Below are 17,136 nucleotides of genomic sequence, written 5' to 3' on the forward strand. Positions count from 1 at the left end.
GATGATTGAGTATGAAAGTCTTGCGCAAGCCAACCGCGCGCTGATGGAAGAGTTGGAGGCGGTTGCATCCCGTATCATTCGTTCCGGATGGTACATACTTGGCAATGAGGTCTCCTCATTCGAAGCCGAATTCGCCGCCTTTGCAGAAAGCAAACATTGCATCAGCGTGGCCAATGGTCTGGATGCATTGATCCTGTCGATCGAAGCGCTCGACCTGCCGAAAGGCAGCGAGATCATGGTTGCCTCCAACACCTATATAGCCACTATCCTGGCAATTCTTCGCGCGGGCCACAAACCCGTTCTGGTGGAGCCCGAACGCGAAACCTTCAATATCGATCCGGAGCGCCTTCCTGCGGCGCTCACACGCAATACGAAAGCAATCTGCGTGACGCATCTTTTCGGCAAAGCCTGCCGGATGATCGAGATCGCCGCGTTTGCAAGCGAGCATGGTCTCAAGGTGATCGAGGATTGCGCACAGTCTCACGGCGCGCGCTATGACGGCGAGCTGACCGGCACCTTCGGAATTGCCGGTTGCTTCAGCTTCTATCCGACCAAGAATCTTGGAGCTCTCGGAGATGCGGGCGCGATCGTCACGGACGATGACGAATTTGCCGACCGCCTGAGATATATGCGCAACTACGGCTCGAAGAAAAAATATGAGAACGTCTATATCGGTGTAAATTCGAGGCTTGACGAGATGCAGGCGGCATTCCTGCGGGTTAAACTCCGTCACCTCGATCAGGTGACGGAACATAAGCGGGCACTGGCCGACATTTATTTTGCCAATTTGCCCAAATGGCTCGCGCAGCCGCTTCGTCGACCTGCCGAGTATGACGTGTTTCATATCTTCGCGATACGTCACCCGGCCCGCGACGAATTGCGTCAGTGGCTGCTCGATAACGGCGTCAAGACCGAGATACATTATCCGATCGCCCCGCATCGGCAGAAGGCAATGCAAGGCATTCTTTCCGGCGATTATCCCATTGCCGATGAGCTGCATGCCACCGAGCTGAGCCTGCCTATTTCGTCTGGGCATCGAAAGGATGAGATCGAGCGCGTCTGCAGCCTTCTTGCTGCGCTCCCGGAAAAGCTGAAGTTGGCGGCATGACAGAACAGCTGAAGGGATCGGCCTCCACCCGCGAGGAAGATTGGGATATCGTTATCAAGCCTTCGAAGGGCAGCGCGCCGGATCTTGGGCTCGTCTGGCGATATCGCGATCTCGTCTGGATGTTCTTCATGCGGGATTTCACGACGTTTTATAAACAGACCGTTCTGGGGCCGGTCTGGTACATCATTCAACCATCGCTGACAGCGATGACCTATTATATCGTGTTCGGAAAAATCGCCAACCTGTCCACGGATGGCCTGCCGCCTTTCCTGTTTTACATGTCCGGAACGATCATCTGGAGTTATTTTTCTGTCTGTCTGGCCAATAACTCCGACGTCTTCTCGAAAAACGCCAACCTGTTCGGAAAGGTCTATTTCCCCAAGCTCGTGGTGCCGCTATCCGTTGCCATGAGCGGACTTGTCGCATTTGCCATCCAGTTCCTGCTCTTGTTGACGGTTGCGGTTGGGATGAAGATCGCCGCTCCCGATCTGGCATTGAACTACAGGTTCCTGTTTATGACGCCGCTCCTGCTGCTCTATATTGCTGTGCTGGGTATCGGTGCGGGGCTTGTGGTTTCGGCGCTAACAGTCCGTTTTCGTGACTTGGTTTACGCCGTCGGATTCATGACGCAGCTCTGGATGTACGCCACGCCGATTGTCTATCCCTTCAGTCAGATTCCTGAGCGGTATCACTGGTTCTTTTATATCAATCCGATGACGACCCCGGTTCAGACCTTCCGTTGGGCGCTGCTTGATGCTCCAGCTTTACCGGCCAGTCTGTGTCTCGCCAATCTGGCTGTGACTGTCGCGATCGCGACATGCGGCTTGATGCTTTTCGCGCGAGCTGAGGCAACGGCGATGGATACCGTCTGATGAATGATATCGTTATTCGAGCGGAGCATGTCAGCAAGCTGTACCGCCTTGGAGTGATCAATCACGGCACGCTCTATCGCGACCTTCAAAGCTGGTGGGCAAAGTGGCGCAACCTTCCCGACCCGAATGTTTCTGTATCCGACTATGCTTCCAAAAAGAGCCAGCAGTCGCGAGTGAAAGGCGACATCTTCAAAGCGCTGGATGATGTCTCCTTCGAGGTGGGGAACGGCGAAATAGTCGGTATCATCGGCAGGAATGGCGCCGGCAAATCCACGCTGTTGAAGGTCATGTCACGTATAACCATGCCCAATTCGGGTTTCATAGGTATACGGGGCAGGATTGCCAGCCTGCTCGAGGTCGGCACCGGATTTCATCCGGAGCTCACCGGTCGCGAGAACGTCTATCTCAACGGCGCCATTCTTGGCATGAGCCGCGCCGAGGTCAGGTCCAAATTCGATGAGATCGTCGAATTTGCCGAAATCGGCGAATTCATCGACACGCCGGTCAAGCGGTATTCATCTGGAATGTATGTGCGTCTGGCTTTCTCGGTCGCGGCGCATCTCGAGCCGGAGATTCTTCTGGTTGACGAAGTTCTGGCCGTCGGAGACGTCAACTTCCAGAACAAGTGCATGGGACGCATGCAAGAAGTCACGAAGGCCGGTCGAACGATCATCTTCGTCAGTCACAACATGACTGCGATCAGCAGCATTTGCCCGAAGTCGATCCTAATGGCCGATGGCAAGGTTGCTGCGATAGGTGATACCGCAGATGTGATAAAGGCCTATCTCGATCGCCCGGAATTCGGCGGTACGGCAAGTTACTCGGTCAATCCCGAAGACATCGACGGAAAGGCAGTGATATGCCGTGTCGCGGTACTGAACGAGAAGGACGAGGTTTCTGAGACAGTGGAACTGTCAAAGGGCTTCTCGGTCGAGGTCGAATACGAATTGAGGGAGCCTCTTTCCGGCCTATCGGTCGGGATGCAGATCAAGATGGAGGATGGCTACACCACGCTCCTCAGCCTTTCCGATCCCGAACTCGAGGTCGGGCGCCTGGATACCCGGCCAGCCGGTTATTACAAAGCGCGCGTCAGATTTCCCGGATATCTCCTCAACACCGGCACCTTCTACCTGCGGCTCGGCATATCGAGCCGGTTCTCGATCTATTCCGTCGCGGAGGGTATTCGGTTTGACGTCGAGGACAATGTCGGAATTATCCAGATGCTGGGTCAGCAACGCAAGCCGTCGATTTCGGCGATCCAGTTGCCTTGGGAAGTGGAGAAGCTCTTCCAGCGCGATTCTGAGGGTGTTTTGAAATGAAGAAAGTGCTTGTCACTGGGGCGGATGGATTCATCGGCTCTCATCTTGTCGAGACGCTGGTCAGGTCGGGCGTCGAAGTTCGCGCCCTATGCCAGTACAACTCGTTTTCGAGCTGGGGTTGGCTTGACCAATCCGAACATCGCGGCCAGTTCGAAGTGATCCTCGGAGACGTCCGCGATCCCTCGCAAATGCGCACCGTCGCTAAAGGCGTGGATACGGTTTTCCATCTCGCCGCTCTGATTGCGATTCCCTATTCCTATCAAGCGCCCTCAAGCTACATCGATACGAATGTGCATGGGACGCTGAACGTCCTTCAAGGCGCTCTCGATGCCGGCGTAAGCCGCGTCATCCAAACTTCGACCAGTGAAGTCTACGGTACGGCGCGTTTTGTGCCGATCAGCGAAAGTCATCCTCTGCAGGCGCAGTCGCCCTATTCGGCTTCGAAAATCGGCGCCGATGCGATCGCCTACAGCTTTCATTCGAGCTTTGATCTGCCGGTGACGATCGCACGGCCTTTCAACACCTTTGGCCCGAGACAATCGGCAAGGGCGGTTATTCCGACAGTGATTTCACAGCTTCTGAGCGGGCGGACGACGCTGAAGCTTGGCGCGCTTTCGCCCACGCGGGACTTCAATTTCGTCCAGGATACATGCGATGGTTTTCTGGCGCTCGCGGCCTGCGACCAAGCCGTCGGCCAGACGGTCAATATCGGCTCGGGCAGCGAGATATCGATCGGCGACACCGTGCGACTGATCGCCGACATCATCGGCGTCAGCGCCGAGATCGAATGCGACGAGCAGCGTTTGCGTCCTGAAAACAGCGAAGTGGAACGCCTGTGCTGCGACAACAGCCTGATCAAGTCGCTCACCGGATTTTCGCCGCGTTACAGCTTGGAGGAAGGACTGAAAGCGACCGTCGAATGGCTGCGTCAGCCCCAGAATCTGGCGAGATACAAGGCGGATATTTTCAATGTCTAGGCGTGCGATCATCCTGGCCGGAGGGATGGGGACGCGGTTGCGGCCCTATACCGTCGTGCTTCCCAAGCCGCTGATGCCGATCGGCGATTATCCCATTCTCGAGGTCATCATCCGTCAGCTTATATCGGGCGGGTTTCAGCACATAACGCTTGCCGTCAACCACCAGGCCGAACTGATCAAGGCGTTTTTCCAGGATGGCGACAAATGGGGCGTGCGCATTGATTACTCGCTCGAGGACGAACCGCTTGGCACCATGGGGCCGCTGCGGCTGATAAAGGATCTGCCGGAGAATTTCCTGGTCATGAACGGAGACATCCTGACGGACCTGAACTATGCAGATTTTCACGATAGCCACGTCCGCGACGGCAATATCTTCACGATTTCGTCCAAGACACGGCAGCATCGCATCGACTACGGGGTCCTTGACACCAACGAGGCGGGACGTCTGACAGGCTTTCGGGAAAAGCCGACGGCCGAGTACAAGGTCAGCATGGGCGTCTATATGGTGTCCTCACGGGCGGTCGAGCACATACCGCAACGCGGTGCTTACGGCTTTGACCAACTGATGCTTGATCTTCTTGCGGCCGGAAAGCCGGCCACGGTTCGCGATTTTCCCGGCTATTGGCTCGATATCGGACGGCCCGACGATTACGCGCTGGCGATCGAGCAGTTCGAAACCATGCAGTCCAGGTTCTTGAATGGTTGATGCCATCGTCACCGGAGCTGGCGGCTTTCTCGGGAAGCGTCTTGTAGAGCGGCTTGAACAAGCCGGCATTGACGTGCTTGCTCTGGACCGGACTCACGGCGACATCAGCGAGGAGGGGGTGTGGCAGGTACTTCCCCCGGCGCGCACGCTGTTTCATCTTGCCGGCAAGACATTTGTTCCCGACAGCTGGACGCAAGGGCCAAGCTTCACGGCTGCCAATGTTCTCGGGACGCAGCATGCATTGAACTGGTGCAAACGGCACAGGGCCAAGCTCATATTTGCGAGCGCCTATGTCTACGGGGTGCCGGAGCGGCTGCCGATCCAAGAGACTGATCCCGTCAGACCGAACAATCCCTACGCTCTTTCCAAACATCTTGCCGAACAACTCTGTGAGTTCGCTGCCACACACGAGCAGATACCAGTAGTGGTATTGCGCCTTTTCAATATATATGGAGTTGGGCAGCGCTCGGAATTTCTGATGCCGACGCTTCTGAACCAGGTAAGAACCAAGCAGGAAATACAGGTCATGGACCTCAGTCCGCGGCGGGACTATGTCTTTGTTGACGATGTCCTGAGCGCCTTCGCCAAAGCCATGAACGTCTCCGAAGGCTATCATTGCATCAACATCGGCTCGGGAACGTCGTATTCGGTGCAGGAAATCATCGACATCTTGCAGGAAACCGCCGGCACTGATCTACCAGTAGTGTCGTCTTGCGCTGTTCGGCGGAATGAAATACCTGACGTGCGGGCCGATATTGCGCGGGCTCGCGCCGTTCTCGGATGGCGGCCGGAATGGGATCTACCCGCCGGCATCCGCGTGATGATGAAGGAGTCGTAAATTGAACGAGCGTTACGTTCCGATCAACAAAGGCAACTACTCGATGGACACGGACGAGCGCGAAGCCGCGTTCGAGAAATACCGTGGCGAGGGTTGGGAAGCCGAGTATGCGGAATACCGTCGCAAGTGGTCGGAATATGCGCTGAAGCAAGAGGTTTCGGATTATCCGCTTCTGGTCGATCTCGAGCTGGCGTCGATCTGCAACCTGCGCTGCCCCATGTGCTATACGATCAGCGACGAGTTCAAGAAGAACGTCAACACGACCCGGATGGACTGGGACCTCTATTGCCGCATCATCGATGAGATCGGCGGCAAGGTTCCGGCCATCCGTCTGTCGCTGCGCGGCGAGGCGACGCTGCACAAACGTTTTGCCGACTGTGTGCGCTATGCCAAGGACCACGGGATCAAGGAAGTCTCGACGCTCACGCATGGCTTCAAGCTCAACAGAGACTATTTCGCGCAACTCGTCGATGCCGGCATCGACTGGATCACCGTTTCGATCGATGGCACCGGTGAGACCTACGAGAAGATCCGCAAGCCGATCAAGTTCGAGGCCCTGCTCGACAAGATCAAGGACATAAAGAAGTACAAGGAGGAGCGCGGTCTCAACCGCCCTGTCATCAAGGTGCAGGGCATCTGGCCGGCGATACGGGAAAATCCGGATCTCTATTACGAGACTTTTGCGCCTCATGTGGATCTGGTCGCCTTCAACCCGCTGATCGATTATCTCGGCAACGATTCCGATATCGCCTATCTCGATAATTTCACATGCCCGCAGCAGTACCAACGCCTGGTGATTGGTGCCGACGGATTGGTCATGAAGTGCTCGAACGACGAGGAGAATCGCGAGGTTATCGGCAATGCGAACACCGAAACCGTGCACCAAATCTGGCACGGGGAAAAGATGAACGCGGTGCGCGCTCTGCACAAGGAGCCGCAGGGTTTCCTGAAGAGCGAAGTCTGCCGCAGGTGTTATCTGCCGAGACAGACCAATGACGAGACGGCTGAGATTTGCGGCCGGCAGGTCACGGTGCGGAATTACGTCGACCGGAACCAGGAAATCGGACGGTAATCGACCAAGTCCGCGCCGTACGGCCAGACATCACAGGCCTGCAGTTTAGGGGCCTGCGATCGCCGCAAGAACCAGACACCTTTGCCCGTCGAATTACAGGGAGTAACAAGATGTTCCGGAATTACCGGCCTGATCGGTGCTATATCATCGCTGAGATCGGCGGGAACTTCACGACGTTTGATCAGGCAAAGCGCCTGATTGACGAGGCAAAGGCGGCGGGGGTAGATGCTGTCAAGCTCCAGACTTATCGCGCGGAGACCTTGTCGAGCCGCAACGCCATGTTCGATATGGAGAACACTGGCGTTACCTCGCAGTTCGAACTCTTCCGTAAATATGAAATCGGTCACGAGCTTCACGAAGCGGTGTTTCGCTACGCCGAAGAGCACGGGCTGGACTGGTTCTCCTCGCCCTCACATGAAACGGATGTCGATCTGCTGGAGAAGTGCGGAGTCGGCGCCCACAAGGTGGGTTCGGACGACGCGGTCAACATTCCCTTTCTCCGATATCTGGCGAAAACCGGCAAGCCGATAATCCTATCGACGGGGATGTCGACGCTCGACGAAGTTCGGGAGTCCGTCGCCGCAATCAAGGGGGCCGGCAACGACAAACTCATTCTGCTGCACGCGATCACCAGCTATCCGACGCATCCGGAAAATGTGAACCTGCGTGCGATGCAAACGATGATGGAAGCGTTCCCGGATCTCGACGTCGGTTACTCCGACCATACGCTGACACCGGTCGCGAGCCTCTGCGCGGTCGCGATGGGCGCCCGGGTCATAGAGCGGCATTTCACCTACGACAAGGCCGCCGACGGTCCCGACCACATGCTTTCGGCAGACCCGGCGGAAATGAAATGGCTCGTCGACGCGATACGCGCGTTCGAGATCATGAAAGGCAGTGGCCGCAAGGAGCCGGCTGCGAGCGAAGCGACGACGAGATTGAACAATCGCAAAAGCGTTGTCGTCAATCGACCACTCAAGGCCGGCCATGTCATCTCAGCCGGCGACATATCCGTCAAGCGGCCGGGAACAGGAATTGAACCGAAGCATTTCGAAGCTCTCGCAGGACGCCGGGTCGCAAAAGACGTCGATGCGGACGCGGTGCTCCAGTGGAGCGATCTGGCGTGACGCTTGGAATTATTATTCAGGCGCGGATGGGATCAACGCGGCTGCCGGGCAAAGTGCTTCGCGACATCTCCGGCAAGCCCCTTCTCGCACATGTTCTTGGTAGACTTCAGATGTTGAAGCGCCCAGCCAAGGTTGTCGTTGCGACATCGGCGGCCAGCGAGAACGATATCATCGAAGACTGGTGCCTTGAGCAGGGAGTAAGCTGCTTTCGTGGCGACGAAGCCGATGTGCTCGACCGCTATTTCGAATGTGCAAGGTCACTTGGGATGTCGGATATCGTGCGGTTAACCGCAGATAATCCCTTCACCGACATCGATGAACTCGAGAAACTGATCGACTTCCACGAAAAACATGGATTCGACTATACCCATGCGTTCGGCCAGCTGCCTATCGGCGTCGGTGCCGAGATATTCACATTCGAAGCCCTCACGCGCAGTCATCGTGAGGGGAAGCTGCCGCATCATCGCGAGCACGTGAATGAATACTTCACCGATCGGCCTGAATTGTTCAAGATTGGTCGGCTCGATGTGCCCCAAGCCAAAGTCGCTCCGGATCTGCGCCTGACGGTGGATACTGAGGAAGACTGGAGACGTGCCTGTGCACTCGCAGCGCTGGCGGGTGGAACCTGGCTCGGGACAGAAGAAGCAATCAGACTATGTTCGTCTTCTGCATAGAAAGTTCGCATGCACGTGGCATGGGCCATCTGTTTCGGTCGCTGACGCTCGCCTCCGAGCTGCGTACCCGTGGTCATACCGTCCGATTTTTGGCCAACGATCATCCGAATTCGTTGAGGATCATCCACGAGCGCGGTTTTGATGTGGCGCTTTATGATCTCGCCGTCGTGACGGGATGGGAGAAGGATTTCCTGGAAGCCGCTGCTTCCTCTCCGATCTGGATCAACGACCGCCTTAATACGCAGCGGCTCCATAGCGAGACGATCAAGGGCTTGGACGCGAAGCTTGTTACCTTTGATGATCGCGGTGATGGCGCGGAACTTGCCGACTTGAATATCTGCGCTCTCCTGTTCGAAAACACGGAGGATTTGAAAGGCAGGGATGTTCGGCTGGGGGTGGAGTACATGATACTCAATCCTGAAATCGCTAGGTATCGCCGAGTTCGGGAAAAGCTTGCATCCATACTTGTCACACTTGGCGGCGCCGACACTTACGGCGTGACGGTTCGCGTTGCAAAATGGCTGAGCAGCAATCCCTTCCCTGTGACGATCGTCACCGGCCCTAGCTTCCAGCACATGGCAGAGCTTGAAGAAATGGTCGTCGCGACCGCTGCGCCGGACCGGTTCAGGCTGTTGAAGCAGGTGCCTTCGCTTGCGGCAGAGATGTATGGTCACGATCTGGCAATTACCGGTGGCGGTCTTACGCCCTTCGAAGCCTGTGCGGCCGGCTTGCCGTGTGTGGTGATCGCAAACGAACCTTTCGAAATCCCGGTTGGGCGTGCGCTCGAGGAGCTTGGAGCAGCGTTCTTCGCTGGGCATCACTCCGCTTTCGATCTCGGGATCCTGGAAAAGGCAATTCCCATCAGGAGCATGAGCGAGACTGCCATGACCAAGGTCGACCTTGGCGGGGTGGGCCGCGTGGCCGATTTGCTGGAGAGGTTGGCGGCATGACCCTGACAGCAGTAATTCATCAGCCGGACTTTGCCTCCTATCTCGGCTTTTTTCAGCGTTTTCTGAACGCCGACCTCTATATCGTTCTGGACCATGTCCAGTTTGTTCATGGAACGAGCAAAAGCTGGACCCACCGTGACAAGATAAAGACCGCGCAGGGAGATCGTTGGCTCACTGTAGGAATCAAAAAGCCGAGCTTTGGTACCCCGATCAACGAGGTGGAACTGGCGCCTGGCACCGGATGGATAGATCAGAATCTTTCCCTGATTCGCGAAAATTATCGTAGGTCTGCCGGTTGGAGTGAGGTCTTTCCCCGCGTTGAGGGCCTTTACGCCAAACGGTTCGAACTGCTGGCTGATTTCAACATGCATTTCCTCGACGGGATTCTGGATATGCTTGAAATCAGAGTGCCGACGGTGCGATCAAGCACTCTAAGCCCCGAGGGACACAGGAACGAATTGCTCGTCGAATTGCTGCGCAAAGTGGGAGCGACCCGATATCTCTCAGGCCTTGGCGCACGCGATTATATGCGACCGGAAGTATTCGAGGCAGCCGGCATTGAAATCGAGTGGCAGCACTTCGTCCATCCAGTTTATCCACAGCCTTTCGGGGAGTTCATTCCCTATCTCAGCATTCTCGACACACTGCTGAATTGTGGTATTGCAGGCACGCGTGACCTGCTCTGGAGTTGTAAATGAATATTCTCGCGATCGGTGCCCATTTTGACGACGTTGAGCTGGGCTGTGGCGGTGCATTGGCCCGCCATACAGCAAACGGCGATACGGTTTACGTCTATGTCGCGACTGTATCCGGTTTTTCCAACCAGTATGATCAGTCCGTCCGCAGCAGTCAGGTCGCCAGAGCGGAAGCGGATGCTGCGATGGAAATCCTTGGCGTGCAAAAGATGTTTTGCGGCGAGTTCAAAACGCTCCAGATCGAATTCGTCGACCCACTGAATATCGAGATCCTCAAGCTCGTGCAGGATCTGAAGATCGACATGGTCTATACGCACTGGGTCGGAGACATCCACCATGACCATCTGGCCTTGTCGCGGGCCTCGCTGCACAGCTGCCGCCATGTGCCGCGCCTGCTGATGTACCGCAGCAACTGGTATCACTCGACAGTCGACTTCAGGGGGAATTTCTACGTCGACATCACCGCCCATTGGGACCAGAAGGAAAAAGCGATCCTGGCGCATGAATCCGAAATGGAGCGCACGGGACGGAAATGGGTGAGCTTCTTCCGCAATGAAGCCGAGAACGCCGGCCAGCGCATCGGTGTAAAATACGCCGAAGTCTTCGAGGTGGTGAAGTGGCTGCAGCCTTGAGAAAAATTTTGACTTTTGGCTCCATGCTGCTCCCCTATGGTGTGCATGAGCTGAAGCGCAGGCTAAAAAATCGTCACAAGTTACCTGCTGATGTCGCGAGGGCATTGGCCGAAAATAGAGAGCTTGCCGGACTGCATGCGGGTCGCCGCTGTTTCATTTTAGGAAATGGCCCGAGCGTCAAGGGCTTGGATCTGTCGCGGCTTCAAGGCGAAAATGTCATAACCGTTTCCAACGGCTATCTGCATTCCGATTTCGACAAGTTCCAGTCTCGTTATCATTGTGTTCCGCAAATTACCTACGGATTGATGACGCCGGAGGACGTGGTCCGCTGGTTCGAGGAGATGCATTCGCATCTGGGAGGGGCCGAACTGTTCCTCAGCTCCACGGAAGCGGAGCTGGTTCGAAAACACAATCTGTTTTCGGGACGAACGGTTCGCTATCTGATGCTCGGCGAAAGCTTCGACGAAAGACCATCAGTGGAAATCGTCGATATCTCCAAACCGGTGCCGCGTGTCGACTCGGTGCCGGTAATGGCGCTGATGATAGCGATGTATGTTGGTTTCAAAGAGATCATCCTGCTCGGCGTCGACCACGATCGTTTTCTGTCAGCAACCTATGAATACGCGTTCGATCTCAAGGTGCAAAAAGGAAAAGATTTCACGGTAAATGCGGACGGCACCCCGACAACGAACCGTCATGACGACTTTCAGCAGGCGGCGCGGCTGTGGCGACAATATCGAGCCATCGCAAATATCGCGAAAGCCAATGATATCCGCATCTTCAATTCCACACCCGGTGGGGCGCTGGACGAATTTGAGCGGCGGCCGTTCCAAGCCTGGTTTGAAGAATGAGACGGCTTCATTTTGCGCTCCCGGGAATCCACTGCCTGCTTGAGGTGACGCGAGAATCGCCGCAAGCGCGCGAACAGGAGATCTGGAACGAATTCCGGCGGCACAACATCGTTTTCGACGGACCGTACGCTGATTGGCGTTCGGCAATGGCTGAATCAGGCGGCTATGATGCGCCGGCCATTCTTGCAAAAGCCATCGAAGCGACGCGCGCAGTTGTTCAGGGCCATGCCTCATATGAGCGGGACACTGTAGTCTTCAAAGAAAAAAGCTACTCGCATCCTCTGCTTGCCTGGCTTCTCTATGTTGCATCCAGGTCCGAACGTCGTTTGAGAGTGGTCGACTTCGGGGGGGCGCTGGGAAGTTCCTATTTCCAACACCGCTCGAAACTGGCTCATCTCGCGGAATTGAAATGGTGCGTCGTCGAGCAGCCTCATTTTGTAGAAGCAGGACGAGTAGAATTTGAAGACGGGCTTCTGAGCTTTTCTCATAGCCTCGAAGAAGCAATCGATCTTGTGAATCCTCACATCGTTCTGCTCTCGGGCGTGCTCCAGTATCTCGAATATCCGCACGGGCATCTTGAGAGACTTCTTTCGAAAGGCGTCAAGTTCATCCTTGTTGACAGAACAAGCGCGCAGTTCGATATCCCCGAAGCCCCTTTTGTGCAGCATGTGCCGGAACGCATCTATCGCGCGAGCTACCCCGTGTGGTTCTTGAACGCGCATGAATTGCAGAATCACTTCGCGAGGCATGGCTACGAGGTGCTGGACAGTTTCCAGCCAGCTGGGACATTTGGACTAGCAACACCGCCGCCCTTGCAGGAATTGACGCGTTGGGGCATTGGCCTTACGCCAGCTCAGGGACAATACGAATGGTCGTATACTGGCTGGTTTCTTGAGAAGCCGGAAATCTAGCGATGCGCGTTAACGTCATTATCCCTGTCTTCAATCGTCTGGAACACACCCGGAAGGTATTGGAGGCTCTCAGGAGACAAACGCTCGCCGACGCGCTGACGATCGTCGTTGTCAACGACGGTTCGACCGATGGAACGGCAGAATACCTGCAGTCGCAGGGCGATGTGGTCGAAATCCGAGGCGACGGCAATCTTTGGTGGGGAGGTGCCGTCGAGGAGGGGCTGAAACACGTCCTTCCGTCTTGCAAGGCGGAAGACTATATCCTGTTTCTGAATAATGACACCTGGTTCGACGAAGATTATGTTGAAACCCTGGTGCAAACATCCAAGGCGAATGGCGAAGCCGCCGTCGGAAGCGTTATCCATGAAGAGGGGAAAGACCCACCTCTTGTGAGTATAGGACCTCGGATCAACATCAACAGGTTCGCGATTTGGGATCTCCTTTCGGAATTGAGCGAAGCGCAACAACGGTCGCCTGAGAGCCAATACCGCGTGGATGCATTGAGCGGTCGAGGTACTCTATATCCAGCCCTCTTGTTTCGGAAATATGGCGGTATGCGGCCACGCCTTTTGCCGCACTACATGGCCGATTATGAAATCGCGATGCGCTTTTCGCGCGCCGGAGTGCCTCTGATCGTCAGCACAAAAGCAATCGTTTATTCGCCGCCCGTATATGGAAACGACGTCTCCAGGCATTCATGGAAAAAACGATTGTTTGGCAGGCGCTCTCCTCACAATGTGTTTCAACGCCTAATCTTCTATTCGCTTGTCGGTTCACCGGTGCAGAGATTTACCGCACCTTGCCGCATGGCCTATTTCTTCTGCGCTCGCGTCCTTTTAGGAAAGATCACGATCAGCTTTAAAAAATTTGTCCTTTCCCGTATGCGTGCAAGGCGGCTTGGCGAACTGAAACGCCACGGAGTAAACGTCGGCCGCGATGTTGTGCTCTATGGCGCCCCTCTGTTGCAACGTCATCCTGACAGTGAGATTCACCTCGGTGATCGCGTCGTCCTGTGTTCTGATTCCCGATTTACAGCCCTGGCTCTCAATCATCCGGTAAAAATAGCGACCATTCGCGCCGGATCGAAGATCAGCATTGGCGCGGACAGTGGGATCAGTGGTGCAACCATCGTCTCGGCTGCACGGATTTCAATCGGCGCGGAAGTGTTGATGGGAGCCAATGTCACGATTTTCGACACGGACTTTCATCCGATACGTCCGGAAGGGCGCCGTCATTCGGATGTCGAGGCGGACATCAAGACTGCACCGGTGAACATTGCCGATAATGTGTTCATTGGTACAAATGCCTTGATCTTGCGTGGCACAGATATAGGTCGTGACAGCATTGTCGCTGCGGGTGCGGTCGTCCGGGGAAATTTCCCCGCCGGGGCGATAATTGCTGGGAATCCAGCAAAGGTTGTCGGTAGCGTCTATAGAACGTCCCCGGAACGTCCCGGTAATCAACCAGACGGTGAACATGAAAATAGCAATATTTGACACCTACTACGCCCGTTTTCTGAAGCAATTCTATGCGCGGCGGCCGCAGCTCCGAAAATCGACCTCGCCAGAGCAGACGAAAGCTTTGTTGGCTGCCGCATTCGGCACGTCCGATTTCTACTCGCGCCACCTGAAGGACCTGGGTTGCGACGTCATTGACATCATCGGCAATTGTGTCCCGCTTCAGTCGGCCTGGGCGCAAGAGAACAACGAGCCATTCAGCGCTTGGGCGATGAAACTGCCGCATCGGTTTTTCAGGCTGCCTTATGTTGGCGCACGCCTGGCGGCGCTCCCGGGCTTGCTGGAGGTCGCAATGGCCAGGGTTCGCGTATTCAAGCCGGATGTACTCTACTGTCAGGATCTCAGCTTTTTTCCACCGCATGCCTTGACGGAGTTGAAGAAGACGGTGCCGTTGATTGTCGGGCAGATCGCTTGCCCGCTGCCGCCGGGTGAGTTTCTGCGACCTTATGACCTTATTCTGACGTCTTTCCCCCATTTCGTCCCCCGTTTTCATGAGATGGGGATAAAATCCGAATATTTCAGGATTGGCTTCGACACTCGGGTGCTCGACCTCCTTGGCGATATCAGGCGCGACGTGCCGGTGAGCTTCGTCGGTGGCATAAGCCGTCATCACGGCAAGGCCGTTCCCTTGCTCGAACATCTTGCCGATACCACGCCGATACAGTTTTTCGGCTACGGCGCGAAGACGCTTCCGCGCTCTTCTCCGATTCGCAAACGTCACAATGGCGAAGTCTGGGGTCCGGATATGTATCGCGCGCTGGCGCGCAGCCGGATCACCGTCAACCGCCATATCAATGTTGCCGAAAACAACGCCAATAACATGCGGCTCTACGAGGCGACCGGTGTTGGATCGCTGCTGATAACCGACAGGAAGGACAATCTCGGGGAGATTTTCGAGGTTGGAAAGGAAGTGGTTGCGTATTCCAGTGCGGAAGAAGCGACAGAACTCGTCCGCTACTATATAGACCACCCCGACGAGGCCGACGCCATCGCAAAGGCTGGACAGGCAAGGACGCTGAAGGACCACACCTACAAGTCGAGAATGGAAGAATTGGCGCCGATCCTCGAACGATATCTGGAGAAACAGGGCTGATGTCGTTTCTGCGCGCGAGTCTCAATCGTTTTCCAGGAGTGAAGAGCCGATTGAAGCGATTGCATGATCGGCTGTTGCCGACGACGTCGGTATCGTCCAGCTATGTCGAGATAGAGGTGGCTCGTCGAGACAGCGAAAGTTCGCGCCTTGCTGCATCCTGGAAAGCAAGTGATCTGCCCGCCCGCCAGAGAGCCCTCGTCGAGCGCCAGCTGAAGGAATACCGCAATGGCGCTTCCATTGATGTATTCGATGTCTTTACCGCCGCTTTGCGCAGCATCGACGATCTTCCCGCTAATGCTTCGCTGCTCGAAATCGGTTGTTCCAGCGGCTATTATTCCGAAGTGCTTGATGTGAGTGGCTTGCCGCTGCGTTATCGCGGCTGCGATTACTCCGATGCTTTCATCGATATGGCGCGGAGCATCTATCCCGGGCTGTCGTTCGACGTGGAGGATGCGACGCGGCTCAACTATCAGGATGACGCTTTCGATGTCGTCGTTTCAGGATGTTGTCTGCTGCATATCCCCGATTATGACGCGGCGATCGCAGAGAGCGCCCGTGTTGCCAAGGAATACGTGATTTTTCACCGAACGCCTGTTGTCTATGGCGAGCCGACAAAGTATTTCCGCAAACAGGCCTATGGCGTCGAGACCATAGAGATCCATTTTTCCGAGCCGCAGCTATTGGACATGTTTCGAGTTCACGGCCTGCACGTCTTGGCGACGTTCACGCTAACTGAGAACGTGGATCCGCACGACAGTCGTAAGGGCAATGCAATGCGCACCTATTTGTGCAGGAAACAAACCCAATCATGACGAACTATTTCTGTACCCTTTTCGACAACGGCTATCTCATCAAGGGAATGGCCATGATGGAGAGCCTCGTCCAATGGTGCCCCGATGCGCAGGTTTTTGTGCTTTGCATGGACCAGCAGACGCAGGAGATATTGACCGCTCTCAACAGGTCCTACATCACCTGCATTCCACTCGCTGATCTCGAGACGCCGGAACTTCTGGAAGTCAAGAAATCGCGCGGCGTCGCCGAATATTGCTGGACCCTGTCTCCGTGTCTGCCGAGTTTCCTGCTGGAGCAGTATCCCGACATTGATTTCATCACCTACCTCGATTCCGATCTGCTGTTTTATTCACCGCTCGGTCCGATTTTCGACGAAATCGGCAATAGTTCCATCGCCATTATCGAACACCGTTTTGCTCCGCGGTTGCAGAATCGGGAAATTAACGGCCGTTTCTGCGTCGAATGGGTGAGTTTCCGGCGCGACGAAGAGGGAATGCGCTGCCTCACTCGTTGGCGCGAGCAGTGCATCGAATGGTGCTACTATCGCCTGGAAGACGGCAAGATGGGTGATCAGAAGTATTTGGATGAATGGCCGGATCTCTATCCGAATTGCCATATCATCGAGCATCCCGGAGCTGGAATCGCGCCCTGGAACTACGAAAAGCTGCATTTTTCGCAGGATGCATCAGGCAGGATCGAGGTCGATGGTTCGCCTCTGATCTTCTATCACTTCCACCAGTTTCAGTTGCTGACCAATGGCATGTTCGATCGGCTGTCGGCTTTCTACACCGCGGTCTGCGAGGAGCCCGACGCTGCTTACAGGGTCTATGAACGCGCTCTGAGGCAAGCTCTGAAGGCGATCAGGACGGTTTCTCCCGGCTTTTCCGGCGGCATTCGCCCGTTTTTCCGGGTGAAGGCGCGCCGATGGGTGCAAAGCAATGTACCCCGGCCGGTCATAAGCTTCCTGCACAATTTCATCAGGTACTGATGTCACAATTGCGG

18 protein-coding genes are annotated in these 17,136 nt (G+C 55.6%); all 18 read left to right on the forward strand.

Annotated features, from left to right (window positions below; translation table 11 throughout):
- Position 1: 1 nt before the first annotated feature.
- Positions 2-1,108, forward strand: a complete 1,107-nt coding sequence (locus NMA58_RS02045; RefSeq protein ID WP_434712108.1) for a DegT/DnrJ/EryC1/StrS family aminotransferase — start codon at positions 2-4, stop codon at positions 1,106-1,108.
- Positions 1,105-1,980 (forward strand): ABC transporter permease, encoded by an 876-nt coding sequence (locus tag NMA58_RS02050; protein ID WP_434712109.1) that lies wholly within the window; start codon positions 1,105-1,107, stop codon positions 1,978-1,980. Before NMA58_RS02045 ends, NMA58_RS02050 begins: the two co-directional genes overlap by 4 nt.
- Positions 1,980-3,299, forward strand: coding sequence for an ABC transporter ATP-binding protein (locus NMA58_RS02055; protein WP_434712110.1), 1,320 nt, complete (start codon positions 1,980-1,982; stop codon positions 3,297-3,299). Before NMA58_RS02050 ends, NMA58_RS02055 begins: the two co-directional genes overlap by 1 nt.
- Positions 3,296-4,276, forward strand: a complete 981-nt coding sequence (locus NMA58_RS02060) for an NAD-dependent 4,6-dehydratase LegB (RefSeq protein ID WP_434712111.1) — start codon at positions 3,296-3,298, stop codon at positions 4,274-4,276. Before NMA58_RS02055 ends, NMA58_RS02060 begins: the two co-directional genes overlap by 4 nt.
- Positions 4,269-4,982 carry a nucleotidyltransferase family protein gene (locus NMA58_RS02065; RefSeq protein ID WP_434712112.1) on the forward strand — a complete coding sequence of 238 codons (714 nt, stop codon included), beginning with the start codon at positions 4,269-4,271 and terminating at the stop codon, positions 4,980-4,982. Before NMA58_RS02060 ends, NMA58_RS02065 begins: the two co-directional genes overlap by 8 nt.
- Entirely contained in the window at positions 4,975-5,820 is an 846-nt protein-coding gene (locus NMA58_RS02070; RefSeq protein ID WP_434712113.1) for an NAD-dependent epimerase/dehydratase family protein, read from the forward strand. Before NMA58_RS02065 ends, NMA58_RS02070 begins: the two co-directional genes overlap by 8 nt.
- A gap of 1 nt (position 5,821) precedes the next feature.
- A complete protein-coding gene (locus NMA58_RS02075; RefSeq protein ID WP_434712114.1) occupies positions 5,822-6,892 on the forward strand; it encodes a radical SAM/SPASM domain-containing protein in 1,071 nt (356 codons plus the stop codon).
- A 110-nt stretch (positions 6,893-7,002) separates the two neighbouring features.
- A complete protein-coding gene (locus NMA58_RS02080) occupies positions 7,003-8,019 on the forward strand; it encodes an N-acetylneuraminate synthase family protein (RefSeq protein ID WP_434713483.1) in 1,017 nt (338 codons plus the stop codon).
- Positions 8,016-8,693: a cytidylyltransferase domain-containing protein gene (locus NMA58_RS02085; RefSeq protein ID WP_434712115.1), complete on the forward strand. Its 678-nt coding sequence runs from the start codon at positions 8,016-8,018 to the stop codon at positions 8,691-8,693. The genes NMA58_RS02080 and NMA58_RS02085 overlap by 4 nt, the downstream gene beginning before the upstream one ends.
- Positions 8,675-9,643, forward strand: coding sequence for a PseG/SpsG family protein (locus NMA58_RS02090; RefSeq protein ID WP_434712116.1), 969 nt, complete (start codon positions 8,675-8,677; stop codon positions 9,641-9,643). The genes NMA58_RS02085 and NMA58_RS02090 overlap by 19 nt, the downstream gene beginning before the upstream one ends.
- Complete coding sequence (locus tag NMA58_RS02095; protein ID WP_434712117.1) at positions 9,640-10,341, forward strand: WbqC family protein; 702 nt, start codon at positions 9,640-9,642, stop codon at positions 10,339-10,341. Before NMA58_RS02090 ends, NMA58_RS02095 begins: the two co-directional genes overlap by 4 nt.
- Positions 10,338-10,970, forward strand: a complete 633-nt coding sequence (locus tag NMA58_RS02100; RefSeq protein ID WP_004677164.1) for a PIG-L deacetylase family protein — start codon at positions 10,338-10,340, stop codon at positions 10,968-10,970. The genes NMA58_RS02095 and NMA58_RS02100 overlap by 4 nt, the downstream gene beginning before the upstream one ends.
- The gene (locus NMA58_RS02105) at positions 10,955-11,821 is read left to right on the forward strand and encodes a hypothetical protein (RefSeq protein WP_434712118.1); all 867 of its coding nucleotides are present in this window, start codon (positions 10,955-10,957) and stop codon (positions 11,819-11,821) included. Before NMA58_RS02100 ends, NMA58_RS02105 begins: the two co-directional genes overlap by 16 nt.
- Positions 11,818-12,732: a TIGR04325 family methyltransferase gene (locus tag NMA58_RS02110; RefSeq protein WP_434712119.1), complete on the forward strand. Its 915-nt coding sequence runs from the start codon at positions 11,818-11,820 to the stop codon at positions 12,730-12,732. Before NMA58_RS02105 ends, NMA58_RS02110 begins: the two co-directional genes overlap by 4 nt.
- A gap of 2 nt (positions 12,733-12,734) precedes the next feature.
- A complete protein-coding gene (locus NMA58_RS02115) occupies positions 12,735-14,228 on the forward strand; it encodes a glycosyltransferase (protein ID WP_434712120.1) in 1,494 nt (497 codons plus the stop codon).
- Entirely contained in the window at positions 14,128-15,342 is a 1,215-nt protein-coding gene (locus NMA58_RS02120) for a CgeB family protein (protein ID WP_434712121.1), read from the forward strand. Before NMA58_RS02115 ends, NMA58_RS02120 begins: the two co-directional genes overlap by 101 nt.
- Positions 15,342-16,154 carry a class I SAM-dependent methyltransferase gene (locus NMA58_RS02125; protein ID WP_434712122.1) on the forward strand — a complete coding sequence of 271 codons (813 nt, stop codon included), beginning with the start codon at positions 15,342-15,344 and terminating at the stop codon, positions 16,152-16,154. Before NMA58_RS02120 ends, NMA58_RS02125 begins: the two co-directional genes overlap by 1 nt.
- Positions 16,151-17,122 carry a hypothetical protein gene (locus tag NMA58_RS02130; RefSeq protein WP_434712123.1) on the forward strand — a complete coding sequence of 324 codons (972 nt, stop codon included), beginning with the start codon at positions 16,151-16,153 and terminating at the stop codon, positions 17,120-17,122. The genes NMA58_RS02125 and NMA58_RS02130 overlap by 4 nt, the downstream gene beginning before the upstream one ends.
- Positions 17,123-17,136 lie beyond the last annotated feature (14 nt).

It is taken from the genome of Rhizobium sp. YTUHZ045 (assembly GCF_051124255.1).
Lineage (GTDB): Bacteria > Pseudomonadota > Alphaproteobacteria > Rhizobiales > Rhizobiaceae > Rhizobium.